Raw genomic sequence first — 25,622 nt, 5'->3', positions numbered from 1 at the left:
TTCAGCCCTTTTCCAATGGCGAGAAGAACAATCGCCCCAGCCCGCGCCAGGTCTTTCGCGTGTAGGCGCGCAATGGAATCTGCGCCAGCAGCTCGCGGGCCAGCTTGCGATCACGGTTGGCCACCTTGAGGAACATCGAGTTCAGCGCCTTGAACTTGACCTGCTCATAGGCCGGATGATCCTTGAACTTGGCATAGGTGCGCAGGATATTGTCGATCATGAACCGGTGGTTCTTGTACGAGTTGCTGGCATGCTTGCGGTAGCGCGCCATGACCACGCTCAGGCCATCGATGAAGTACCCGGCATGGGTCACCTTCAGTTCGATCAACAGGTCTTCCAGGCGGATATCCGGGTCGAAGCCGCCCACCTTCTCCAGTGCCTCGCGGCGGATCAGCAGCGTGGGCGCAGGTGGGTACGGTTTGCGCTCAAGGAACATGTCCTCGAAGTCCAGGCGCCTGAACGGGACTTCGCGGCGCTGCCGCGCTTCGGGGAACAGCTCACCCTGGGAATCGATGAGCTCGATGTTGCCAGCGCAGATACCCACTTCGGGCTTGTCGGCCATGTACTGGACCTGGATCGCGATGCGGTCCGGCATCATGATGTCGTCGGAACCAAACGGCGCAATCAGCGAGCCCTTGGCCCGCGCAATGGCCTCGTTGAGCGTGTGGGTCAGGCCTTTGTTGCGCTGCACGCGAAAATCGAAACCGTGCTGCGCCTGCAGGCGCTCGATACGCTCGACGCTGTCATCGGTAGAGCCGTCGTCCACCACCAGCAGCTCGATGTGCGGGTAGGTCTGGTTCAGCACGCTGAGAATGCTCTGCTCGATGTATGGGCCATGGTTGTACGATGCGATGATCACCGTGACCAGGGTTGGGTCCGCACTCATTTCGGCTCCTTCGCAGCCAAGCCCGACTCGATCAGCGCCAGGTATTGCTGACGGAACACGTCGATGTCGTGGTGTTGATTGAGGTAGTGATAGGCCTGCTCGCCCTTGGCGTGCAACGCCGCGTCATCCAGCGCCAGGTAGCGGTCCAGTGCTGTGGTCAGGCTGGCAACGTCCGCAGGCTTGACCACCTCGCCGCCCGCGCCGGTGATCAGCGGCAACATGGCCGGCACGTCGCTGGCGATGACCGGCAAACGCCCGCTCATACCTTCGAGCAGGGCAAGGCCCAGACCTTCGGCCAGCGATGGCATGGCCCAGATGTCGAACGCCCGGACATAGCGCAGGGCGTTGTCACGAAAGCCCAGCAAGTGCGCCCTGCCCGTCAGCCCCAGGCGATCGATCTCGGCCTGCAGGCGCGCCTGCTCACGACCCGCACCGATGATCGCCAGTTGCGCGGTGGGGTACTTGTCCTTCAAGGCGGCAAACGCCTGGATCAGGTAGGTATGGCCCTTGACCGGCACCAGGCGGCCCAGCGCCCCGACCATGCGAACGTTCTGGGCCAGGCCAAGTTGTGTGCGGGCCTCGGCCTTGTTCAACTGCAACGCCTGGGCCTGATCCGTGTCGATGGCATTGGTGATGGCATGGGTGTTGGCATCGGTGAAACCGCACTTGCAGTCCAGCAGGTATTGCTTGACTGCCGGCGACACACCCACGAACTGCCAATGCCCGTCGATCAGGCGCTGGGTCTGACGACGGCGATAGGTGCGGTCGTACTCGCCAAAGCCATGGGAAATGCCGATGCACAACGGGATCTTCAACCAACGGTTGAGTTGCAACAGCATGTTCACAGGCTTGAAGCGGTTGCAGATCACCACGTCGAAGCGTTCGCGCCGGCAAAACCGGTAGAGCTGCCACAGCGCCTTGAGGCGCATGCCCTTGAGCGCACCGTCGCTGAAGTCGAAGTACACCGAATGGTCGGCGCGACTGACCGGTTGGCCAGGCGCAGGCCGGCCCTTGAGAAAGGCCATGGTCGTTTCGAACCGATCCGCTGGCAGCGCCTTGAAGATCTGTTCGGCCAGGTCGGCAAAATCGTGCTGCTTGATGTTGTAGTCCGGTTGCAGTTGCAGGACTTTGAAACGCTTCATACGTTTTCCCGATGTACACCCTGGTGGCGGTCCGTCAGAACCCAGAACAGCTCGTGGCGACGCACGGCCTTGCGGAAAAATTCGTTCTCGCCGTAAGGCGAACTGCGCCGGCCTGCCAGCCAGCGCTGGATCACCCGTCGTACTCGGCGCTTGAAGGGTGGGCGGGGCTGCAGGTCATGCATCATGCCCAGTGCCATGGCCTTGTCATGTTGCAGTGAGCGGTCCAGCACCAGGGTGCAAGGGCGCCCGACCGACAGCTCACTGGTGACCGGCGGCAAGGCCACGCCTGCACCGCTGTCGCCCATGGGCCAGCGGTCGTTGTCGTGCAGGTGATTGGCATAGCCCAGCAGGATTTCGGGTTGCCACTGCAGGCCCTGCAACGCTTCGTGCAGCGCTTGCTGGGCAGCCACGTGGTCAGGATGCGGATCGAGCACCGGGTGCGGCATCACGATCACTTCCGGGCGCGCCTGTAGTACCAACGCGCGCACGTCGGCCAGCAGGTTCTGCCAGGTCGGAACGCCGTCGTCGCCCGGCAAAGGCAGCGCGTTGAGGGTACGGAAGGGGCGCGTGTCGGTCATGTCCGCCTCGCGCGAGCCGAAGGGGGTAGTCGGTGCCTGCCGCATGGCGGGCAATTGCAGGCAGAAGTAGCCCAACTGCACGCAGCGCTCTTGCGCAACGCCCGCCCAGCGAGGCACCGCGATACTGTCCCAGGCCCGCAAGCGCCCTTTGAGGCGCGCAGCCTCGGCAGATGACAGGCCCATGGCCTGGTAGTGCTCGGCCTCGATTTCGCCAGCGGTCAGGGTCACGATCCAGGCTTCGTCTGCCTGGCTGTACAGGCCGTAGGCGGCGAGTTCGGCATCATCGGCATGGGGCGCGATGACCATCACCCGCTTGCGACGCAGGTCTGGCTGCTGGAACATCCACAGGCGCGGCTGGCCCACCAGCCGGCAGAAGCGCCCGCGCAAGGTGATCTGGCCTTGACGCAGCGCCGTGTCGAGCCCAGTCAGGTTGAGGTAGCGCTTGCCGCGAACACCGCGCTCGAATACCTGCAGGTCTTTGCCGCCTGCGCCTTCGATGTACACCCCGGGGTCGAAAAACCTGCCCAGCAGGGCGCAACGCAGTTCAACCTGCAGCACCCAGGTTGCACCTTCAGCGACGGGCGCAGCGGGTAATTGCAAACGGCCGCCCTGCAGGCTTACGCCCATCACTTCATCGGCCCCATCGAAGGCATAGGTGTAGTCGTCGGCCGGGGTGTAGAACAGGTGATCGGCCAGCCACGCCTCGTGGGCTACCCACAGCAGCGGCAGGAGCAACAACGGCAGCCACCAGATGAACGCACCCAGCGCAATCAACGCCACCAGGGCCATCAGCAGCCCGAAGCGCTTGTTGCGCCGATGGCGCTTTAGCAACTGCTGCTTGCGGCTCACGCCTGGTACACCGGCACGGAGTGGCACCAGCGGTCCTTGTACTCGCGGTCGGCCCGGCCGAACGAGAACCGCAATGGCTTGCTGCGCGCGCGGGCGTCCTCCCAGGCGGCCTGGGTGTTGAGGAAGCTCAACACGCTGCCGGGACTGAACGCCTTCGTCTCAGGGTCGACGCCGCCATTGACGTATTCGACGCTGATCCATTCAGGCGCCTCGACGCGGTACACCAGCTGGATGGCGATAGGCTTGTCATCGAGCAGCAAGACCGAGCCGATCAGCAGGTCCCGCAGGCGCTCGATCACTTCGCCCATGCGCTCGGCGCCAGTGGCTGCGAACCCCCAGCGACGCTGAAAAAGGTCGCAATACATGGCGGCGACAGTAGCGGCATCGAAGTCGCTGATCGGCCGCACCACGCCACCGGCTTCTTCCAGCAACCGCAGTTCACGGCGCTGGTTGTAACGGAATTTCTTCGACAGGTCTTCTGGCGCACGGGCCATCGCCAGCTGTTCTTTCTGCGCCTTGAGGCCGACAAAGCGGCCCTGGTTCAGTTCGGACAGGTAGCGTGCGCCATGGCGCAGCGGCGCGGCGGCGTCAGCTGCCGCAGGCAGGATGATTTCGGCATTGCCCAGATCGAACAATGCCTTCTTGCCGCTGCGCTTGAGCACGTCCTTGGACAGCGCCAGGTGACGACCCCAGGTGGGGATGGCCGCCTTGAGCTCGCCGGCCTGGTGCCAGGCCAGGTAACGCACGGGGATCTGCGCCAGGTCCGCCAACTGCGAGACCACCAGGGGATGGGTGGCGACACTACCGCCGAAACGCGCCCAGGCCTGGGCATAGGTCTGCGCATCGATGACTTGCCAGCCACGCTCGCGCAGGGCTTTTACAGGATTGAACATCAGGCCCCCACCAACGCGCGAACCTGGGGCAGTTGCCAGAAGGTGTCGCGCACCGCCTGGTCCGAGAAACGCTCGCGCAGGCGTTCGAGCATATGCTCGGCGCACACCTGGCGTTGCGAGTCGTCCAGCGCGGCCATGCGTTCGAGGCCTTGCGCCAGTTGGCTGGCATCGCCCAGGGGGAACAGCATGCCGACACCCTCGACCACTTCCCGCGCACCGCCACAGGCCGTGGCCAACACTGGGACACCAGCGACCATAGCTTCGAGCAGGACCATGCCGAAGGGCTCATGATCGGAACTCAAGGCGAACACGTCGAAGGCCTGGAAATAGCGACGCGCATCGGGCACCTGCCCCAGGAAGTCGACCTGATCGGCAATGCCCAGCTCGCGGGCCAGGGCCTTTAGCTTGGATTCCAGGCGGCCCTTGCCCAGGATGGCCAGGCGCGCACCAACCGGCAATGCCGGCAACGCCTGGGCAAAGCCGCGCAGCAAGGTGGCCTGGTCCTTGTCCGGGTGCAACCGACCGACATTGCCCACCACCCAGGCCTGCGCATCCAGCCCCAAGGCTTCGCGTGCCTCTGCACGCGGTACCAGGGCGGCCTGAAGGGCGGCGATGTCGATGCGGTTGTACAGCGTCTGGATGCGGTCGGCGGGCCACTGCGCCAGGCAGCGGCGCATGTCGTCGCGCACCGCGTCGGATACACCCAACAGGCTCAAGCGCTTGCTGAACAGGTTGGCAAACAGGCGCCGGCCTTTGCGCTCATAGTCGCCAAAGGCGTGGTGCACGCCTATCACCGGTAACCGGGTCGCGAGCAAGGCGACGTAGATCGGCTTGAAGCGGTGAGCGATGCAGAACGCGAAGTCGCGCTGGACCGCGATCTTGCGCAACGCCCGGATCGCGCCGAGCTTCAGGCCACGGACCGCCTTGGAACTGAACTCCAGAAACAGCACTTCATCCGACCCACAGCCGGCCGCAACCTGCGGGTCGGCTGCACCGGTCAGGAACACGGTCGTGACCTTGTAGCCGCTGCCCTCGAACAGGCTGGCGTATTGACGGGCACAATCGAGGAAAGGCCCGTCATAGCCATGGCAGAACTGCAGGATGCGCGGTTCAGAGCGGCTGTTCATAGGCGGCAGCGCCGTCCTTGACGACAAGAATATCTTCCATGATCAGGTACTGCAGATCAGAGCCGAAGAACATGTTCAGGGCATCGGTCGGCGAGCAGATCATCGGCTCACCCCGGCGGTTGAGCGAGGTGTTCAGCGAGACACCGTTGCCAGTCAACGTCTCCAGCGCCTTCATCATGTCGTAGTAGCGCGGGTTGTACTCGCGCTTGAGCACCTGGGCACGGGACGTGCCGTCTTCATGGACCACCTCCGGCACGCGGCTTTTCCACTCCTCGGCCACTTCGAAGGTGAAGGTCATGAAGGGCGCCGGGTGGTCGACCTTGATCATCTGCGGGGCGACCGTATCGAGCATCGACGGGCAGAAGGGTCTCCAGCGTTCGCGGAACTTGATCTGCTCGTTGATGCGGTTGGCCACGCCGGGCACGCTCGGGCAACCGATGATCGAGCGGCCACCCAGGGCACGCGGGCCGAACTCCATGCGACCCTGGAACCAGGCCACCGGGTTGCCATCGACCATGATCTTGGCGATGCGCTGCGGCATGTCGTCGAGCTTGCGCCATTTCGGCGCGTTGGGGTGACGGGCGCAGGCAGCGATCACATCTTCGTTGGAGTAGGACGGGCCGAGGTAGACGTGCTCCATCTTCTCGACCGGCACGCCGCGGGCGTGGGACACGTAGGCGGCCGCCCCCACTGCCGTGCCGGCATCGCCGGAGGCTGGCTGCACGAACAGTTCCTTCACGTCGGGACGGGCGATGATCTTCTGGTTGAGCTTCACGTTAAGCGCACAACCGCCGGCGAAGGCCAGCTTGCCGGTTTCGCGCAGGGTGTCGCCCAGGTAGTGGTCGATCATCTGCAGGGCGATCTTCTCGAACAGCGCCTGCATGCTGGCTGCGTAATGGATGTATGGCTCGTCAGCGATGTCGCCTTCGCGCTTGGGCCCCAGCCATTCGATCAACTTGGGCGAGAAGTAGAAGCCCTTGCCTTTCTCTTTGTAGCGGCGCAAGCCAATGACGTTGGCGTAGTCGGTATTGATCACCAACTCGCCGTTTTCGAAACTGGCCAGGCGCGAGAAGTCATATTTGCTGGCATCGCCATAGGGCGCCATGCCCATGACCTTGAATTCGCCGTCGAGCATTTCGAACCCGAGGAATTCGGTGATAGCGCCGTACAGGCCACCCAGCGAATCCGGATCGAAGAACTCCTTGATCTTGTGGATCTTGCCGTTCTCGCCGTAGCCGAAGAAGGTGGTGGCGTACTCGCCTTTACCGTCAATGCCCAGGATCGCGGTCTTTTCCTTGAAGCCCGAGCAGTGGTAGGCGCTGGAGGCATGAGCCAGGTGATGTTCCACGGGCTCGATCTTGACCTTTTTCGGGTCGAAGCCCAGCTGTTCCAGGCACCAGACGATCTTCTTGCGGTAGCGCTTGTAGCGGCGGTTGCCCATCAGAATCGCGTCGAGGGCGCGGTCCGGTGCGTACCAGTAGCGTTTGGCGTAGTGCCAGCGCGCCTTGCCGAACAGGCTGATGGGCGCGAACGGGATGGCGATGACATCGACGTCGGAGGGCTTGATACCGGCTTGTTCCAGGCAGAACTTCGCCGATTCGTAGGGCATGCGGTTTTTCGCATGCTTGTCGCGCACGAAACGCTCTTCTTCGGCGGCGGCAATTAGCTTGCCGTCGATGTACAGGGCCGCGGAAGGGTCATGGCTGAGGGCGCCGGACAGGCCAAGAATCGTCAATGCCAAGGGATAGGCCTCTTCATTCGGTAAAGATGCGCCAGCGGCCTGGTGGGCGGGTGGCGGCTAAAAGGCGGGATTATAACGCAAAGCGCAGCGTACGCATGCCTCTGCAAAGGCTACGCCTTTGACCAGGGCACAAACTCTACAAACACGGCAATCCCGCAGCTCACCCATCACGCGGTCACTGGCGCGGCCTAGCCGGGGCGGCCGCAATGGGCCCGTCAGCGACCGCCAGGCCTCATTCGGCGATCAGCCAATCCATGCGGTAGCTGCCCTCGGTCTGCGCCAATTCCCGGGCGAGCCAAGGCAGCAGTTCCTTGAGCTCATCTTCCAGCCCCCAAGGCGGGTTGGCGATGGCCAGCCCGGATCCATTGAGGCCCTGCGGGCTGTCCTGGTGATGCACATACAGCTCGACACGCAACAGCTTGGGCGCGCCAGTGCTGGTGAGGTCCTGATAGAAACGGGTCAGCGAGCGCTGGTCCTTGATCGGGTACCAGATGGCCACCACCGTCTGGCGCATCCGACCAATGGCTTCCTTCATCGCAGCCGTGCAACGCTTCAGCTCATCAGCCTGCTCGAACGGCGGGTCGATGAGCATGACCGCGCGCTTTTCCTGCACGGGCAACAAGGCTCGCGGCACGTGCCAGCCCTCGCCCAGGTGCACGAACACGCGCGGATCCTTCTTCATGTTTTCCTTGAGCAGCGGCCCGTCCTCGGGGTGCTTCTCGTTGAGCAAGGCGCGGTCCTGCTGGCGCATCAGGCGACGCGCCAATTCAGGGGAGCCTGGGTAGTAGCGCAGCTCGCCATCGGCATTCAGGCGCTTGATGACGCGCAGGTAATCGGCGGTCATGGCCGGCAGGTCATCACGGTTCCACAGCCGCGCGACCCCCTCGAGGTACTCACCGGTTCGGCTCGCCTGATCGCCCTTGAGGTCGTACAGCCCCAGCCCGGCATGGGTGTCGAGGTAGGCGAACGGTTGCTCCTTGCGCGACATCAGGGCGATGAGGCGGGTCAGCACGATATGTTTGAGAACGTCGGCATGGTTGCCGGCGTGGAAGGCGTGACGATAGTTCATGGCGACTCCTGCAAGAGGCGCAAGTTTACCTCGCCAAGCGGGCGTGGTCAGGTGCGTCAGTCATTTTCGCTACCGCTTGCCGAACTACCGGTAACCGTTCCGAGTTCTTCAGCCCCGCTCGAACATCAACAATCGTGCTTCCAATTACCAAGGAGCACGCCCCATGAAAGCATCCATCAAATTCGACAACACCGTTACACCTCTGCTGCATGGTGACCTCGGCATCATCAACGCGCCCTACACCGCCGTACTCGAAATCACCAAACCAGACGGGACCATCGACAACCTGGTAGTACCAAGCTCGGGCAATACGACGTGGTCCATGACCCTTAACTTGCACACCCCTGGCGACTACGACGCCCGCATACGCCCAAGGGAGGCTGGCGCGTTCGAATCGACCCGCGTGAAATTCAAGTTGTAATCCTCAAGCGCTGTAAACGCAAAACGGCCCGAGCAAACAACTTGCTCGGGCCGTTTTGCGTCATGACGGCAGGTAAATTATCTACAACCAGCAACCACCGGCGCTGCGGTCATGATGTCACTTGTCAGCGTGATAAGCCGCATCAGCCGTTTCGAAGCGGCTGACCATCGCCTGCGATGGGCGGCCCAGCTTGCTCACCAGGACGATGGCGATGCTGGCGAACAGGAAGCCAGGGATGATTTCGTACAGGCCCATGGTGTCGAAGCTTTTCCACAGGATCACGGTCAGCGCACCCACCACGATACCGGCCAGCGCGCCATTGCGCGTCATGCCCTTCCACAGCACCGAGATCAGCACGACAGGGCCGAATGCAGCACCGAAGCCAGCCCAGGCGTAGGCCACCAGGCCGAGCACGCGGTTTTCAGGATTGGCAGCCATGGCAATGGCGATCAAGGCCACGGCCAGTACCATCAGACGACCGACCCACACCAGTTCTCGCTGGGAGGCGTTCTTGCGCAGGAAGGCTTTGTAGAAGTCTTCGGTCAGCGCACTCGAGCACACCAGCAGCTGGCAACTCAAGGTACTCATCACCGCCGCCAGGATGGCCGACAGCAGGACGCCGGCGACCCACGGGTTGAACAGGATCTTCGCCAGTTCGATGAACACGCGCTCGTGGTTTTCATTCACTGGCCCGGCCACCTCAGGGTGGGCCGAGAAATAGGCGATGCCGAAGAAACCGACGGCGCAGGTACCGGCCAGGCACAGGATCATCCAGGTCATGGAGATGCGGCGTGCGTTGGCGATGGACTTCACCGAGTCGGCAGCCATGAAGCGCGCCAGAATATGGGGCTGACCGAAGTAGCCCAGGCCCCAACCCATCAGCGAGATGATCCCGATGAAGCTCGCACCCTTGAGCATGTCGAAGTGCGCCGGGTTGACGGCTTCGATGGCGGCGAAGGTCTGGTCGAAGCCACCGGTGGAGATCAGCACGATCACGGGCGTCAGGATCAGCGCGAAGATCATCAGCGAGGCCTGGACCGTGTCGGTCCAGCTCACGGCCAGGAAGCCACCGACGAAGGTGTAGATGATGGTGGCCGCAGCCCCCGCCCACAGCGCTGTTCCGTAAGACATGCCGAAGGTGCTTTCGAACAGGCGGGCACCGGCCACGATGCCGGAGGCGCAATAGATGGTGAAGAACACCAGAATGACGATGGCCGAGATGATTCGCAGCAGGCCGCTCTTGTCTTCGAAACGGCTGGAGAAATAGTCCGGCAGGGTGAGCGCATCGCCGTTGTGCTCGGTCTGCACGCGCAGGCGACCGGCAACGAACAGCCAGTTCAGGTAGGCGCCGACGGTAAGGCCGATGGCGATCCAGACTTCCGACAGCCCCGCGAAATAGATGGCGCCGGGCAGGCCCATCAGCAGCCAACCACTCATGTCAGACGCACCGGCCGACAACGCGGTGACCACGCTGCCAAGGCTGCGACCGCCAAGGATGTAGTCGGAAAGGTTCTTGGTGGCGCGGTAGGCAGCGAAGCCGATCAGCACCATTGCTGCGATGTAGATCACGAATGTGATCGTTAACGGATTACCCATGTGTTGGCCCTGGCGTTTGTTGTTATCTCATGCGCACCCACATCGTTGGTGGTTGCACCCAGGCGGCAGATGCTATTCAACAACATAAATCCGGTGCAACCATTTTTCACTGTGAAGTTGCACCCAAGTATGCTTTTTCAGACAAAGCCCCGTTTTTGCTCCCTAATGAGGCAGGCGTTGCCCTTTTATAGAACAAAATCTTGTCGACTTGACGCTTTGACCCTCACTAAAAACGACAGCCTGACGAGTTGCACCTTATTCGCGACATTTTAGGGTTGCACCTGGTTGCACCCGCGTTTTCCTACAGATAATCTTGTCGCCAGCTTAAGCCGCACTCGTGGCAATAATGAGGATAAGAAATGGCGACGACCACCCTTGGGGTCAAACTCGACGACCCTACCCGTGAACGACTCAAGGCCGCAGCGCTGTCCGTAGACCGCACGCCGCATTGGTTGATCAAGCAAGCGATCTTCAGCTACCTGGAGAAGCTCGAGGGTGGCGCGACCCTGACCGAAATCAGTGGCCAGACCCTGGGCCTGAGCGATGAAGCCGGCGATGTACAGCCCGAGCAAGGTCACCAGAGCTTCATGGAATTCGCCGAAAGCATCCTGCCGCAGTCGGTCCTGCGCTCGGCCATTACCGCAGCCTACCGTCGGCCCGAGCAGGAAATGGTGCCGATGCTGCTGGAGCAGGCGCGCCTGAGCGCTCCGCTTGCCGACGCGGCCAACAAGATGGCTGCCGGCATCGCCGAGAAGCTGCGCAACCAGAAGAGCACCGGTGGCCGGGCCGGCATCGTTCAAGGCCTGCTGCAGGAATTCTCGTTGTCTTCGCAGGAAGGTGTGGCGCTGATGTGCCTGGCCGAAGCGCTGCTGCGCATCCCCGACAAAGGCACCCGCGACGCCCTGATCCGCGACAAGATCAGCACCGGTAACTGGCAGCCGCACCTGGGCAACAGCCCGTCGCTGTTCGTCAACGCCGCCACCTGGGGCCTGTTGCTGACGGGCAGGCTGGTAAGCACCCACAACGAATCCGGCCTGACCTCCTCGCTGACCCGTATCATCGGCAAGAGCGGCGAGCCGATGATCCGCAAGGGCGTGGACATGGCCATGCGCTTGATGGGCGAGCAGTTCGTCACCGGCGAAACCATCGCCGAAGCACTGGCCAATGCCACGCGCTTCGAGTCCAAGGGCTTCCGTTATTCCTATGACATGCTCGGTGAAGCAGCACTCACCGAGCACGATGCCCAGAAGTACCTGGCATCCTATGAGCAAGCCATCCACTCGATCGGCAAGGCTTCCAACGGCCGTGGCATCTATGAAGGCCCGGGCATCTCCATCAAGCTCTCGGCCCTGCACCCACGCTACAGCCGTGCCCAGTACGAGCGGGTGATGGAAGAGTTGTACCCGCGCCTGCTGTCCCTGACCCTGCTGGCCAAGCAATACGACATCGGCCTGAACATCGATGCCGAGGAAGCCGATCGCCTTGAGCTGTCCCTGGACCTGCTCGAGCGCCTGTGCTTCGAGCCCGCGCTGGCCGGCTGGAACGGTATCGGCTTCGTCATCCAGGCGTACCAGAAGCGCTGCCCGTATGTGATCGACTACGTGATCGACCTGGCCAAGCGTAGCCGCCACCGCCTGATGATCCGCCTGGTAAAAGGTGCCTACTGGGACAGCGAGATCAAGCGCGCCCAGGTCGAAGGCCTGGAGGGCTACCCGGTCTACACCCGCAAGGTCTACACCGACGTGTCGTACGTGGCCTGCGCGCGCAAGCTGCTGGCTGTGCCCGAGGCCATCTACCCGCAGTTCGCCACGCACAACGCCCACACCCTGTCGGCCATCTACCAGATCGCCGGGCAGAACTACTACCCCGGCCAGTACGAGTTCCAGTGCCTGCACGGCATGGGTGAGCCGCTGTACGAACAGGTGGTAGGCAAGATCGCCGACGGCAAGCTGAACCGCCCTTGCCGCGTGTATGCGCCGGTCGGCACCCACGAAACCCTGCTGGCCTACCTGGTTCGCCGCCTGCTGGAAAACGGCGCGAACACCTCGTTCGTCAACCGCATCGCCGACCAGTCCATTTCCATCCAGGAACTGGTCGCCGACCCTGTTACCAGCATCGAGCGCATGGGTACCCAGGAAGGCCGCATCGGCTTGCCACACCCCCGCATTCCGCTGCCACGTGACCTGTACGGCACCGAGCGGGCCAACTCCGCAGGCATCGACATGGCCAACGAACACCGCCTGGCTTCGCTGTCCTGCGCCATGCTGGCCACCGCCAACAACGACTGGAAAGCCGGTCCGCTGCTGGCCTGCACCGCCAGTGACAGTGCAGCAACGCCGGTGCTGAACCCTGCCGATCACCGCGATGTGGTCGGCCACGTTCAGGAAGCGACCGTTGCAGACGTCGACAATGCCATCCAGTGCGCACTCAACGCAGCGCCCATCTGGCAGGCCACCCCGCCAGCCGAGCGCGCCGCCATCCTGGAACGCACGGCCGACCTGATGGAAGCCGAGATTCAGCCCCTGATGGGTCTGTTGATCCGCGAAGCCGGCAAGACCTTTGCCAACGCCATTGCCGAAGTGCGCGAAGCCGTCGACTTCCTGCGCTACTACGCCGTCCAGGCGCGCAACGACCTGAGCAACGATGCCCACCGCCCATTGGGCCCTGTGGTGTGCATCAGCCCATGGAACTTCCCGCTGGCGATCTTCACCGGCCAGGTGGCAGCAGCCTTGGCCGCCGGCAACCCAGTATTGGCCAAGCCTGCCGAGCAAACCCCGCTGATCGCCGCCCAGGCCGTGCGCCTGCTGCTGGAAGCAGGCATTCCGGAAGGTGTCCTGCAACTGCTGCCGGGCCGCGGCGAAACCGTCGGTGCTGGCCTGGTGGGTGACGAGCGCGTCAAGGGTGTGATGTTCACCGGCTCCACCGAAGTGGCTCGCCTGCTGCAACGCAACGTGGCCGGCCGCCTGGACAACCAGGGCCGCCCAGTGCCACTGATCGCCGAAACCGGCGGCCAGAACGCGATGATCGTCGACTCCTCGGCACTGACCGAGCAGGTGGTGATCGATGTCGTGTCCTCAGCCTTCGACAGTGCCGGCCAGCGTTGCTCCGCCCTGCGCGTACTGTGCCTGCAGGAAGACTCCGCCGACCGCGTGATCGAGATGCTCAAGGGTGCAATGGCCGAAAGCCGGCTCGGTTGCCCGGATCGCCTGGCCGTGGACATCGGCCCGGTGATCGACGCTGAAGCCAAGGCTGGCATCGAGAAGCACATCCAGGGCATGCGCGAGAAAGGCCGCTCGGTCTATCAGGTGGCGATTGCCGACAGTGCCGAGATCAAGCGTGGCACCTTCGTGATGCCAACTTTGATCGAACTGGACAGCTTCGACGAGCTCAAGCGCGAGATCTTCGGCCCAGTACTGCACGTGGTGCGCTACAACCGCCGCAACCTGGACCAGTTGATCGAGCAGATCAACAATTCGGGCTATGGCCTGACCTTGGGTGTGCACACGCGTATCGACGAAACCATTGCCAAGGTGGTCGAGTCGGCCCATGCCGGCAACCTGTACGTCAACCGCAATATTGTCGGTGCCGTGGTGGGCGTACAGCCGTTCGGTGGCGAAGGCCTGTCGGGCACGGGCCCGAAAGCCGGCGGCCCGCTGTACCTGTACCGTTTGCTGTCGACCCGCCCGGCGGACGCCATCGGCAGCCACTTCCAGCACCAGGACGGCGAAGCCAAGCCAGACCGCGCGCTGCACGAGCAGCTTGTCAAGCCGCTCCACGCGCTGAAGGCCTGGGCCGAGAGCAATCAGCTGTCCGACCTCGCCGTGCTGTGCAGCCAGTTCGCCAGCCAGTCGCAGAGCGGTATCGCCCGTCTGCTGCCAGGCCCGACCGGCGAGCGCAACACTTACACCATCCTGCCGCGCGAACACGTGCTGTGCCTGGCGGACAACGAAACCGACCTGCTGGCGCAGTTCGCCGCCGTGCTGGCGGTGGGAAGCTCGGCGGTGTGGGCCGACGGCGAACCCGGCAAGGCCCTGCGCGCCCGCCTGCCACGCGAACTGCAGGCCAAGGTGAAGCTGGTACCGGACTGGAGCAAGGACGACGTGGCGTTCGATGCCGTGATCCATCACGGCGATTCGGACCAGCTGCGCAGTGTCTGCCAGCAGGTGGCCAAGCGTGCCGGGGCGATTGTCGGGGTACACGGTTTGTCCAGCGGCGATCATCAGATTGCACTGGAGCGCCTGGTGATCGAGCGGGCGGTGAGTGTGAACACTGCGGCGGCTGGGGGTAACGCCAGCTTGATGACCATTGGCTGAGGCTGAGGGTTGTTGAAGAAAAAGGGAGAGCTTCGGCTCTCCCTTTTTTATGGAGTGCATGACTTGAGGCTGGGGATGGGCAGACAGTCTCCACCCTTTGCAGCGCTGGAGACCGAACGCCGCCCGCGGCATCGGCCACACTATCTTTCCAAGATGGGCGATCCAGAGGTACGCCAAAGCCGCCAGATACTCCATCCCTTAATCGCCTCTGAGGCAATTAACAACCCAACCCATATCCAGTTATTGATGCCAGCAACTACCATAGGTAAGAGCAAAACCACCGAAATTGACGGAACAATGAAGAACAATCTGAGTGGCATCTGCACCACCGCCAAAAACACCGCGAATTTTTGATACTTGAAAAAACTCACACACGTAACAATAACTGAAAGCTGTAAAAACAGCCCGACCCAAATCACAAACCCTGGACCACCCCAACTCCGCACTACTTCAAGACCACTGTTCAAATCTGACCAAAAAGGTATTGCGCCTCGGGCGACACTACGCAAGATGTACAAAGCAATATAAAAAGCATCCATACTGGCCCACAACAAGTATATAGATCGTTGTTTATTCATATTTGAGACCATCAATAGGCGCCCCTTCTATACTCATACTCCTCGTCAGGCACCACAGGACGCCAGTGCCAAGACTGCCCCGTGATCGCCCATGCATCGTCAGCCTGTACATAGCTCTGCGTTATCCGTCGTACATCGCCATATTGACGTATAGCCGATAACCTGACGAAACTCCGCTCATTTTCACCCAACGGTACCCACCTCTGACTTACAAGCCTACGGGTATTGGCATAGTCTTTCCCCTCGGTCGGAAAAAGACGCCCCTCATCCCCTCGAGGTCGTAGGAAGTTTCTGCAACGCACGCAGGAAGCTAGCTTCCTGCTGTCTTCTCCGAACAAGTCTCTGATGCCTCAAATTCTTCATGCCGTCAGTGGAACATCAGAGCTTGAAAGGTGCCAAGGCTGACAGATGCATGCCTTTTGATCTCACAGGTGCTGCAATATTACTGTGAACACCTGCTTCTCTTGACGCTCACTCAATCCAGCCCCTTCGCCCCGTCAACCAACATCAGACGTTCCAAATACGAGAATCTGTGACGGAACATCATCTGAATCAATCATGGTAGCCAGCCCTGTTCGGCCAATCCTAGACTCGCACCAAGCCCGCTTTAGGACCGTCCCATGCCCGAGACCCTGCTCAGCCCTCGCAACCTGGCCTTCGAGCTCTACGAAGTCCTCGACGCCCAAGCCCTGACCCAACGCCCGCGCTTTGCCGAGCACAGCCGTGAAACCTTCGACGCTGCGCTGACCACCGCGCGCACCATCGCCGAGAAATATTTCGCCCCCCACAACCGCAAAGCTGACGAAAACGAACCGCGCTACGTAGACGGCCGCGCCGAGCTGATTCCCGAGGTCAAGCCTGCCGTAGATGCTTTTCTTGAAGCCGGGTTCCTCAACGCCAACCGCGACTTCGAGGTCGGGGGCATGCAGTTGCCCAGCCTGGTGTCACAAGCCTGCTTTGCCCATTTTCAGGCTGCGAACGCCGGCACCACCGCCTACCCGTTCCTGACCATGGGCGCGGCCAACCTGATCGAGAGCTTCGGCAGCGAAGAACAAAAGCGCCTGTACCTGCAGCCGATGATCGAGGGCCGCTACTTCGGCACCATGGCCCTGACCGAACCCCATGCCGGCTCATCGCTGGCTGACATCCGCACCCGCGCAGAACCGGCCGGTGACGGCAGCTACCGGCTCCGGGGCAACAAGATTTTCATCTCCGGCGGTGACCATGATCTGTCGGAAAACATCGTGCACATGGTTCTGGCCAAACTGCCGGATGCCCCACCAGGGGTCAAAGGCATCTCGCTGTTCATCGTGCCCAAGTACCTGGTCGGGCCCGACGGCAGCCGGGGCTCGCGCAATGACGTAGTGCTGGCGGGGCTGTTTCACAAGATGGGCTGGCGCGGCACCACGTCCACGGCGCTGAACTTCGGCGACAACGGCCAGTGCGTGGGCTATCTGGTCGGCCAGCCACACCAAGGCCTGGCCTGCATGTTCCAGATGATGAACGAAGCACGCATCGGCGTCGGCATGGGCGCGGTCATGCTCGGTTACGCCGGTTACCTGTACTCGCTGGACTATGCGCGGCAGCGCCCACAGGGCCGATCAGCCGACAACAAGGACCCGCAAACCCCGGCCATCCCGATCATCGAGCATACCGATGTCAAAAGGATGCTGCTTGCGCAAAAGGCCTATGTGGAAGGCGCTTTCGACCTGGGCTTGTATGCGGCGCGCCTGTTCGACGACACCCACACGGCGCCTGATGAAAACACTCGCAAAAACGCCCAGGCGCTGCTCGACCTGTTGACGCCCATCGTCAAATCCTGGCCCTCGGCGTATTGCCTGAAAGCGAACGAACTGGCCATCCAGATTCTTGGCGGGCACGGCTACACCCGGGAGTACCCGGTCGAGCAGTATTACCGTGACAATCGCCTGAACCCCATCCACGAAGGGACCGAGGGCATCCAGTCGCTCGATCTGCTGGGCCGCAAGCTGGCCCAGAACGGGGGGGCCGGGCTCAAGCACTTGATGCGCCTGATCGCTGTCACTGGTGAGCGCGCCAGCCATCACCCCAACCTCGACCCGCTGTGCCAGCCACTGGAACAGCTGGTCAATCGCTTGCAAGGTGTCACCCTTGCCCTGCTCGGCGACCTGGCCCAGGGCAAGGTCGCCGGCGCCCTGGCCAACTCGGCCCTTTACCTCAAGGTCTTCGGCCATTGCGTGATTGGCTGGCGCTGGCTGGAACAGGCGATTCATGCCGAACTCGGTCTGCTTCAGCGCGCCGCGGCTGACCGCGACTTCTACCTCGGCAAGCTGCAGGCAGCCCGGTATTTCCTGATCTGCGAAATACCGGGCTGCCATGCAGACCTGGCCTTGCTTGAAGCGCGCGATGACACCAGCTTGAACATGCAACAAGAGTGGTTCTAGAAAGTGGCCTTGGCCCACTCATCGTTGCGGGCACTCCCCTGCTGACGGCACACGTCGAGCGGTACGGGTGATGGCAATGCCAGTGGCGACTATCGCGATACCCAGGTAGGTCGTCCAATGAATGGCATCGCCGAACATCAACGCCGCCCAAATGAGCGTTACAGGGGGTTCCAGGTAAACCAACGCGGACACCCGTGTTGCCGACAGTTTGGTCAAGAGTATCCACAGGCTCAGGTAGGCGATGAAGGTCGAAAACAAGGTCAACCACGCCACCGCCACCCATACCTGAGCACTGCTGGGCAGCTCGATCAGGCGCAACGGCACTCCTGTGACACTGAGCAGTACCAGCGTCGCGCTCGATTGCAGGAAGAGCGGCATCAACAAGCCCTCTTTACTGTGATCCGTGCCCATTACCGACTGTCGCCGTTGGTAAACGGTGGCGATCGATAACGTGATCGCGGCAATCAGCGGCAGCGCATACAGCCATGGCTCGAGCCGAGTGGAAGACAAGCTGTACTCACCAAGAATCACCACACTGACCCCGGCAAACCCGAGTACCAGCCCAAGCCACTCCTTCCTGCCGCTTCGCTCCTGCTGATCCGCACTACCCATCGCCGCCGTGATCAGGGGCTGCAGCGCGCAGATGATGGCGGCTATCCCCGCAGGCAAGCCACCGCGTATGGCAATGTAGACACTGATCAGGTAAGCGAACTGAGCCAGGAAACCGATGACCGCGTTGTAGCGAACTTGCGCCCAGGACAGGTTACGTAATCGATGCAAAACAAACGGCAATAAACAAAGACTGACCAATAGGAAGCGCCAGAACAGCAAGTTCACGGCGCCTGCATCCTGCGTGCCGAGCCGGGCGCCAATGAAACCGGAACTCCAGGACAGGACAAAGGTTGTTTGCAGGAAAATGTGGGAGGGCCAGTTATGTTGCATCTCTACACCTCCAAATGACGCGGGCGATGGCAAGGAATGGATTTACGGCCACCCACCTCTACCCGATCAGCCAAGCGCTCATTAAACAAACTCAGCCTCTTGGCTGGGCGCAGAGCGCAGGCACGCTGTTATCCGGTGCCCGCTGCCTAGGCATTTCGGCAGTTGGACATTCGTTGACCTCACCTTAGGAAGGGGTATAAAGCCTGTACAGTTGATTAAATCGAAGTGCTGATTCGATCCAGCCAAATCAGGTGGTTTCATGGGCAAAGGTCTAGATATCAATGTGTTGCGAACTTTCCAGGCCGTGGCTCGACTCGGTCGTTTCAACGCAGCGGCAGACTATGTCCATCGCAGCCCTTCAGCGGTGACCACGCAGATACAGAAGCTCGAAGAGCAGGTTGGCCAACAGCTGTTTGCGCGCAGCAACCAGGCAGTGGAGCTCACCCCCGCAGGCCGGCATCTACTGGGCGAGGCGACACGCTTTCTGATCGCCCACGACAAGCTGCTGGCGACGCTGTCCCCCCGGCAACTGACAGGCAAAGTCCGTCTGGGGGTACCGGATGGCTATGCCGCCACGCTCATGAGTGAATGCCTGCCGGTATTCGTTGCCAGTAATCCGAAGATGGAGCTGGAAGCTGTGGCGTGCTCCAGCGCGCAGTTGCTGGACCTGTTTGCCAGGCAGCAACTGGACCTGGCCGTGGCGGTCAGCAGCGAGCACATCCAACAGGGTGACTGGCTGCGCCCCACAAAACCCCGTTGGGCCGCCGCGAAGGGCTTCATCCGCGATCACAGCCGCCCGCTACCTCTGGCATTGCAGCTAAAGGGCTGTCCCTACCGGGAGGCAGCGGTACAGGCATTGAAAGCCGAAGGCATTGCGTACCGTATCCTGCTGGAAAGTGCCAACTGGCATGCGGTACTGGCCTGTGTCAAAAGTGGCCTGGCAGTTGGCATCGTCGAGGAGCTCGAAGCCGACGACTCGCTCGTCTTTTTGCATGACCAGGACCTGCCGACGCTTCCCGCGCACGGCATCTACCTGTTGACAGACACCGCGCACCCTGTGGCCGTGCATTTGCACGCAGTGCTCAAGGCTGCGATTCAAAAAGAAACCGACTCAGAGTTCGCCGCAACGCAAACGCCCGTTAATGCCTGACCAGCACATCAGTAGGCTGCCATAATGACCCGGCATTGCCCGAGCCCGCAGCGCGGCCCGTCTCGGCATTGCCCAGCGCGTGGTTCCAGGGAGCCACCGTGTAACCGGAGGCTTGTCCATGTTCGATTCCAGCACCCTGCTGCGCCAGCGCTTCGCCGCCCTGCGCAGCACGGCCGATCTGTTTTCCTTGCGCCATGTCAGGCAGTCGCACCAGGCATTGTCCGTGCGCCGCAACGTTGCCGAACCGCCTGCCTTGAGCCAGGACGAGGGCGCCATGCTGACCGTGCGCATCAACGGTGTGGAGGCCTACGCCGCCACGGCCGATCTGTCCCAGAGTGGCCTGCAGCGCGCATTGGAGCAGGCTGAAACCCTCGCTCGACAGATTGCCCGCTACAGCCTGCTGGACCTGCGCGAACAGCCTGTGCCGACCGGGCGCCACGATTACCTTTCGCCTCATTTCGACCAACCGATGCCGGGCCTTGCCGACTGCCTCGGCTTGCTCGCCGAAGAATCGGCCAGCGTGCCGTCGGACTCGCGCCTGGTGGACTGGCAGGCAAGCCTTGGCATGAGCCTGGTCGAGCAGACTTACCTGAACTCGGCCGGTGCCGAACTGCGCCAGGCCCAGCGCTTTCTGTTCCCTGGTCTGGCCGTGACGGCCAGCGATGGCCAGGACAGCCAGAGCCGCAGCCTGGGCAGGGAGAACTTCGGTCAGCAGGGCGGCTTCGAAATCATCGAGCGCTGCGGCCTGAGGGGCTCGGCCCGGCAGGTTGCCGACCAGGCCCTGCAATTGCTGCAGGCGCCGAACACGCCCAGCGGCGTACGCGACCTGCTGTTGATGCCTGACCAGATGATGCTGCAGATCCACGAATCCATAGGCCACCCCTTGGAGATGGACCGCATCCTGGGCGATGAGCGCAACTACGCCGGTACCAGCTTCGTCAAAGCCAGTGACTTTGGCCAGTTGCAGTACGGCTCTTCCCTGCTGAACGTAACCTTCGACCCGACCTTGAACGAAGAGCTGGCCAGCTACAGCCACGACGACGATGGCACGCCGGCCAGCAAGCAATTTCTCATTCAGGACGGCGTGCTGCTGCGCCCGCTGGGCGGTGCCCTTTCCCAGTTCCGCTCTGGTCTTGGCGGCGTGGCCAATAGCCGCGCCTGCGGCTGGAACCGGGCGCCGATCGACCGCATGGCGAACCTGAACATAGAGCCGGGTGATCAGTCCCTGGATCAGCTGATCGCAGGTATCGAGCATGGCATCCTGATGCGCACCAACCGGTCCTGGTCCATCGACGATGCGCGCAACAAGTTCCAGTTCGGCTGCGAATGGGGCCAACTGATCGAGAATGGCGAACTCAAGGGCATCGTGAAGAACCCCAACTACCGCGGCATTTCCGCACGGTTCTGGCGCAACCTGGCCGCCGTCGGCGACCGCAGCACCTTCCAGGTCCTGGGGACGCCCAATTGTGGCAAGGGCGAGCCCAACCAGGTGATCCGGGTTGGGCACGCCTCGCCAGCTTGCGTGTTCAGCGCCATCGACGTGTTTGGAGGAGATGCATGATGAAACAGGCCTTCCAATCCCTCATCGACACCCTGGGCGCTGCCCTGCAAGCAGGCGAACACTACACCCTGGGGTTGAGTGCCGAGCATTCGCAGTTCGTGCGTTTGAACCATGCCAAGGTTCGTCAGGCGGGCGAGGTGAGCCAGGCCAGTGCTCACCTGCGCTTGATCCACGCTGGTCGTCAGGCCGAGCAACAAGTGACCCTTAGCGGTGATGCGCACCTGGACCGCCAGCGCCTGCTCGATGCCCTGTCGCAACTGCGCCAGATGCTTCCGCTACTGGCGGCAGACCCGTACCTGAGGCTGGATGAAAGTGCCTGGCGCAGTGATAGCCAACAGACGCATGCCCTGCCCGACCTGAATGAGGTGCTGGCCCTGCTGGAACAGGAAGCCGGTGACCTGGACCTGGTCGGCATTTATGCCGCAGGCCCGATCTGGCGGGGTTTCGCCAGCTCGTTCGGCGCCTTTGGCTGGCACCAGGCCAATAGCTTCAACATCGACTGGAGCCTGTTCCACGAGAGCGGCCAGGCGGTCAAGGCCAACTATGCCGGGCAGGTATGGCGTGCCGACGACTTCACCGCCCGCCTGCGTCAGGCTCGGGCGCAGTTGGGCTACCTGGGGCGTGCGCCGGTGGTACTGCAACCGGGCAGCTACCGCGCCTACCTGGCGCCAGCGGCCATGGACGAAATCGCCGGCATGCTGTGCTGGGGTGGCTTCTCGGCGCAGGCCCTGGCGACCGGCAGCAGTGCCCTGCAGCGCTTGTACAGCGGTGACGCCACCCTGAGCCCACTGATCAGTTTCGCCGAGCAGGTCAGCGGCTCCTTGAGCCCAGCGTTCTCCGACGAAGGCTCACCGCGCCTGGACGTAGCGCTGATCGAGCAGGGCAAGCCAGCACAACGCCTGGCTTGCGCGCGCAGCGCGGCCGAGTTCGGGGTGCTGGCCAACGGGGCCGACAGCCACGAGTCGCCCTGCGCGCTCAGCCTCGCACCCGGCCAATTACCCCGTGAACAGGTTCTGGAGCGGCTCGGCACCGGCCTGTACATCAGCAACCTGTGGTACTTGAACTACTCCGACCTGCCCGCAGCGCGCATGACCGGCCTGACCCGCTTCGCCACGTTCTGGGTGCAGGACGGGCAGATCCAGGGGCCGGTCAACACGATGCGCTTCGATGACAGCCTGTACAACCTGCTGGGCGAGCAACTGGAGGCGTTGACGTGCGAGCGGGAGCTGATTCTGTCGACCAGCACTTACGGGCAACGCAGCACCGGATCGAGTCATTTGCCCGGCGCGCTGGTCAAAGCGCTGACGCTGACATTGTGATTGGATTTTGCCGGCCATCTCACGGCGGTAGCCACGCCTGCCCCGCCCCGTAGGCGCGGCGCTTGCCGTCGAGAGGCCAGTACAGACAGACGAGGACGTCATGCCCGAACGCACCCCGCTCGACCCCATCACCGCACGCTGGCTGCCATGGGTGGTGGCGATCGCCTTCTTCATGCAGTCGCTGGACGGTACCATTCTCAACACCGCGCTGCCCGCCATGGCCCGCTCCCTGGCCGAAGACCCCTTGCGCATGCAGGGTGTGATCATTTCGTACATGCTCACCGTGGCCTTGCTGATCCCCGCCTCGGGCTGGATCGCCGACCGCTTCGGCACCAAGCGCATCTTCTTCAGCGCCATCCTGCTGTTTAGTTTCGGCTCGTTGCTGTGCGCAGTGGCCAACAGCCTGGGCTTTCTGATCTTCGCGCGGATCGTGCAGGGGCTCGGCGGGGCGCTGATGCTGCCGGTCGGTCGGCTGGTGGTGCTGCGCGCCTACCCTCGCACCGAACTGGTGCGCATCATGAGCTTCATCACCATCCCCGGTCTGCTCGGGCCATTGCTGGGCCCGACGGTAGGTGGCTGGCTGGTGGAGATCCTGAGCTGGCACTGGATCTTCCTGCTCAACTTGCCGGTCGGCCTGCTGGGCTGTTACGCCGTCTGGAAGTTCATACCCGACCTGCGCGGCGCCGAGCGCACTACGTTCGACGGGCCGGGCTTTTTGCTGTTCGGCGCCGCGATGGTGCTGATCACCATCGCCATGGAAGGCCTGGGCGAGCTGCACCTGCCGCACTTGCGCGTCATGTTGCTGCTGTTCGCCGGCATGGCCTGCCTGGCGGCCTACTGGCTGCGAGCCGGGCGCGACCCGGAGCCGTTGTTCTCTCCCAGCCTGTTCCGCGTACGTACCTTCGCCATCGGTATCCTGGGCAACCTGTTCGCCCGCCTGGGCAGCGGTGCACTGCCGTTCCTGGTACCGCTGCTGCTTCAGGTAGCGCTTGGGTATTCACCGGCCCAGGCGGGCATGAGCATGATCCCCTTGGCGGCGGCGGCCATGGTCGCCAAGTCCGTCGCCAGGCCGCTGATCGAACGGCTCGGTTACCGCATCATCCTGACTGGCAACACGGTGCTGCTGGGCGTGCTGCTCGCTGGCCTGGGCCTGGTGGACGAGCAGACCCCGTACTGGTTGCTGCTGGTGCAACTGGGCCTGCTGGGCGCCGTGAACTCCCTGCAGTTCACCGCCATGAACACGGTGACGCTGATCGACCTGGACGATGCCAGCGCCAGTAGCGGCAACAGCTTGTTGTCGGTGGTCGCCCAACTGTCGCTGAGCCTGGGGGTGGCTTGTGCTGGCGCGCTGCTGGGCGGCTTCACGGCAGCAGGCAGCGCCGAAGGCGTGGAAACCACCCTGGGTGCGTTCCAGCTGACGTTCTTCACCATCGGCATCATGGCCATGCTGGCGGCGGCCATCTTCCTGCAACTGGCGCCGACGGACGGAAGGCGTGCCCGTCGTCCGGAAGAGCACGTGGAGTCTTAGGGCGAATGGCGTCGGGGCTGGTAGACTGTGCAGCATTTTTCGCTTCGCACCGCAGGCCCGCCTCGTGACCACCGATTCCACCGCCTTTGCCACCTTGCCGTTGTCCGCCGCCATGCTGGCCAATCTGGACGCCCTCGGCTACACCTCGATGACGCCGATCCAGGCCCAGAGCCTGCCGGTCATTCTCAAGGGCCAGGACCTGATCGCCCAGGCCAAGACTGGCAGCGGCAAGACCGCCGCCTTCGGTATCGGCTTGCTCAACCCGATCAACCCTCGGTACTTCGGCTGCCAGGCGCTGGTGCTGTGCCCTACGCGCGAGCTCGCCGACCAGGTGGCCAAGGAACTGCGTCGCCTGGCCCGTGCCGAAGACAACATCAAGATCCTGACGCTGTGTGGCGGCGTGTCGCTGGGCCCGCAGATCGCCTCCCTGGAGCACGGCGCGCACATCATCGTCGGCACCCCGGGCCGCATCCAGCAGCACCTGGACAAGGGCACGCTGGTTTTGGGCGGCCTGAACACGCTGATCCTCGACGAAGCCGACCGCATGCTCGATATGGGCTTCTTCGATGCCATCGCCAGCATCATTGCCAAGACCCCAGCGCGCCGTCAGACCTTGCTGTTCTCCGCCACCTATCCCTCTGGCATCAAGCAGCTGGCTGCCGATTTCATGCGCGACCCGCAGCAGGTCAGGGTCGAAAGCCTGCATACCGACAACCAGATCGAGCAGCGCTTCATCGAAATCGCTCCCGAACAGCGCCTTGAAGCGGTTACCCGGGTGCTGGGCCATTATCGCCCGCAGTCCTGCGTGGCATTCTGCTTCACCAAGCAGCAGTGCGAAGACGTGGTGGCCCACCTTACGGCCAAGGGCATCGTGGCCCAGGCGCTGCACGGTGACCTGGAGCAACGTGATCGCGACCAGGTGCTGACCATGTTCGCCAACCGCAGCAGCTCGGTGCTGGTGGCCACCGATGTGGCCGCCCGTGGCCTGGATATCGACGGCCTGGACATGGTCATCAACGTAGAGCTGGCGCGTGATGCCGAAATCCACGTGCACCGCGTGGGCCGCACCGGCCGCGCTGGCGAGAAGGGTATCGCGGTCAGCCTGGTCGCACCTGCCGAAGGCCATCGCGCCCAGGCCATCGAAGCCTTGCAGAAGAGCCCGCTGCGCTGGGACCTGTTGGACAGCCTCAAGAACAAAGGCGGTGAGCCGCTGCTGCCGGTCATGAGTACGCTGTGCATCGCAGCCGGGCGCAAGGACAAGCTGCGCCCGGGCGATATTCTCGGTGCGCTGACCGGTGATGCCGGTATCCCCGGCAAGCAGGTGGGCAAGATTGCGATCTTTGATTTCCAGGCGTTTGTGGCGGTGGAGCGGGCGCTGGCCAAGCAGGCCATGCAACGCTTGAATAGCGGCAAGATCAAAGGCCGCTCCCTGAAAGTCCGCATCGTCTGACATTTTTTCGGGCCGCGTTGCAGCCTATCGCAGACAAGCCAGCCCCTACAGGATCA

Annotated in this window: 18 protein-coding genes; 9 read left to right on the top strand and 9 right to left on the bottom strand. The window is 62.6% G+C overall.

From position 1 onward, the window contains the following. Position 1: 1 nt before the first annotated feature. The 7 genes from CWR53_RS01965 to CWR53_RS01935 form a co-directional block, all read right to left on the bottom strand. A complete protein-coding gene (locus CWR53_RS01965; protein ID WP_058604013.1) occupies positions 2–886 on the bottom strand; it encodes a glycosyltransferase in 885 nt (294 codons plus the stop codon). Then, positions 883–2,028, bottom strand: coding sequence for a glycosyltransferase (locus CWR53_RS01960; protein WP_058604014.1), 1,146 nt, complete (start codon positions 2,026–2,028; stop codon positions 883–885). The genes CWR53_RS01965 and CWR53_RS01960 overlap by 4 nt, the downstream gene beginning before the upstream one ends. Continuing rightward, positions 2,025–3,455, bottom strand: coding sequence for a PIG-L deacetylase family protein (locus CWR53_RS01955; protein ID WP_100852573.1), 1,431 nt, complete (start codon positions 3,453–3,455; stop codon positions 2,025–2,027). Before CWR53_RS01955 ends, CWR53_RS01960 begins: the two co-directional genes overlap by 4 nt. Beyond that, the gene (locus CWR53_RS01950; RefSeq protein ID WP_100850675.1) at positions 3,452–4,348 is read right to left on the bottom strand and encodes an antimicrobial resistance protein Mig-14; all 897 of its coding nucleotides are present in this window, start codon (positions 4,346–4,348) and stop codon (positions 3,452–3,454) included. Before CWR53_RS01950 ends, CWR53_RS01955 begins: the two co-directional genes overlap by 4 nt. After that, complete coding sequence (locus CWR53_RS01945; RefSeq protein ID WP_100850674.1) at positions 4,348–5,475, bottom strand: glycosyltransferase; 1,128 nt, start codon at positions 5,473–5,475, stop codon at positions 4,348–4,350. Before CWR53_RS01945 ends, CWR53_RS01950 begins: the two co-directional genes overlap by 1 nt. Next, the gene (locus tag CWR53_RS01940) at positions 5,459–7,216 is read right to left on the bottom strand and encodes a carbamoyltransferase (protein ID WP_058604017.1); all 1,758 of its coding nucleotides are present in this window, start codon (positions 7,214–7,216) and stop codon (positions 5,459–5,461) included. Before CWR53_RS01940 ends, CWR53_RS01945 begins: the two co-directional genes overlap by 17 nt. Before the next feature lie 232 nt (positions 7,217–7,448). Further along, complete coding sequence (locus tag CWR53_RS01935; RefSeq protein ID WP_023532963.1) at positions 7,449–8,285, bottom strand: 23S rRNA (adenine(2030)-N(6))-methyltransferase RlmJ; 837 nt, start codon at positions 8,283–8,285, stop codon at positions 7,449–7,451. 163 nt (positions 8,286–8,448) lie between these two features. Between CWR53_RS01935 and CWR53_RS01930 the strand changes: the two genes are divergently transcribed. Beyond that, a complete protein-coding gene (locus CWR53_RS01930) occupies positions 8,449–8,706 on the top strand; it encodes a hypothetical protein (RefSeq protein ID WP_100850673.1) in 258 nt (85 codons plus the stop codon). Between the two features lie 117 nt (positions 8,707–8,823). Here CWR53_RS01930 and putP read toward each other — a convergent pair whose 3' ends face one another. After that, the gene (gene putP, locus CWR53_RS01925; protein WP_058604020.1) at positions 8,824–10,302 is read right to left on the bottom strand and encodes a sodium/proline symporter PutP; all 1,479 of its coding nucleotides are present in this window, start codon (positions 10,300–10,302) and stop codon (positions 8,824–8,826) included. A gap of 359 nt (positions 10,303–10,661) precedes the next feature. Here putP and putA point away from each other — a divergent pair, with 359 nt between their 5' ends. The 3 genes from putA to CWR53_RS01910 all read left to right on the top strand — a co-directional run bounded on the left by putA (position 10,662) and on the right by CWR53_RS01910 (position 17,616). After that, the gene (putA, locus tag CWR53_RS01920; protein ID WP_100850672.1) at positions 10,662–14,615 is read left to right on the top strand and encodes a trifunctional transcriptional regulator/proline dehydrogenase/L-glutamate gamma-semialdehyde dehydrogenase; all 3,954 of its coding nucleotides are present in this window, start codon (positions 10,662–10,664) and stop codon (positions 14,613–14,615) included. Between the two features lie 9 nt (positions 14,616–14,624). Next, entirely contained in the window at positions 14,625–14,969 is a 345-nt protein-coding gene (locus CWR53_RS22870) for a hypothetical protein (protein WP_181405453.1), read from the top strand. A gap of 844 nt (positions 14,970–15,813) precedes the next feature. Beyond that, a complete protein-coding gene (locus CWR53_RS01910) occupies positions 15,814–17,616 on the top strand; it encodes an acyl-CoA dehydrogenase (protein WP_100850670.1) in 1,803 nt (600 codons plus the stop codon). Between the two features lie 18 nt (positions 17,617–17,634). Here the strand turns inward: CWR53_RS01910 and CWR53_RS01905 are convergent, their stop codons facing one another. Then, positions 17,635–18,558: a DMT family transporter gene (locus tag CWR53_RS01905; RefSeq protein WP_100850669.1), complete on the bottom strand. Its 924-nt coding sequence runs from the start codon at positions 18,556–18,558 to the stop codon at positions 17,635–17,637. Positions 18,559–18,817: 259 nt separating this feature from the next. On the opposite strand from CWR53_RS01905, the gene CWR53_RS01900 reads away from it, so the two are divergent. The 5 genes from CWR53_RS01900 to dbpA all read left to right on the top strand — a co-directional run bounded on the left by CWR53_RS01900 (position 18,818) and on the right by dbpA (position 25,566). Further along, complete coding sequence (locus tag CWR53_RS01900) at positions 18,818–19,708, top strand: LysR family transcriptional regulator (RefSeq protein ID WP_100850668.1); 891 nt, start codon at positions 18,818–18,820, stop codon at positions 19,706–19,708. Between the two features lie 118 nt (positions 19,709–19,826). Continuing rightward, positions 19,827–21,269 carry a TldD/PmbA family protein gene (locus CWR53_RS01895; RefSeq protein WP_058638896.1) on the top strand — a complete coding sequence of 481 codons (1,443 nt, stop codon included), beginning with the start codon at positions 19,827–19,829 and terminating at the stop codon, positions 21,267–21,269. Continuing rightward, a complete protein-coding gene (locus CWR53_RS01890; protein ID WP_100850667.1) occupies positions 21,269–22,588 on the top strand; it encodes a TldD/PmbA family protein in 1,320 nt (439 codons plus the stop codon). The genes CWR53_RS01895 and CWR53_RS01890 overlap by 1 nt, the downstream gene beginning before the upstream one ends. Positions 22,589–22,688: 100 nt before the next feature. Beyond that, positions 22,689–24,116: a multidrug transporter subunit MdtD gene (gene mdtD / locus CWR53_RS01885; protein ID WP_023533030.1), complete on the top strand. Its 1,428-nt coding sequence runs from the start codon at positions 22,689–22,691 to the stop codon at positions 24,114–24,116. Between the two features lie 112 nt (positions 24,117–24,228). Then, on the top strand, positions 24,229–25,566 hold the full coding sequence (gene dbpA / locus CWR53_RS01880; protein ID WP_230375157.1) for an ATP-dependent RNA helicase DbpA: 1,338 nt from the start codon (positions 24,229–24,231) through the stop codon (positions 25,564–25,566). The last annotated feature ends 56 nt before the right edge of the window (positions 25,567–25,622 follow it).

This window comes from Pseudomonas sp. SGAir0191 (assembly GCF_002812565.2).
Taxonomy (GTDB): Bacteria; Pseudomonadota; Gammaproteobacteria; order Pseudomonadales; family Pseudomonadaceae; genus Aquipseudomonas; species Aquipseudomonas parafulva_B.
This window is presented reverse-complemented; position numbering and strand designations above follow the sequence as displayed.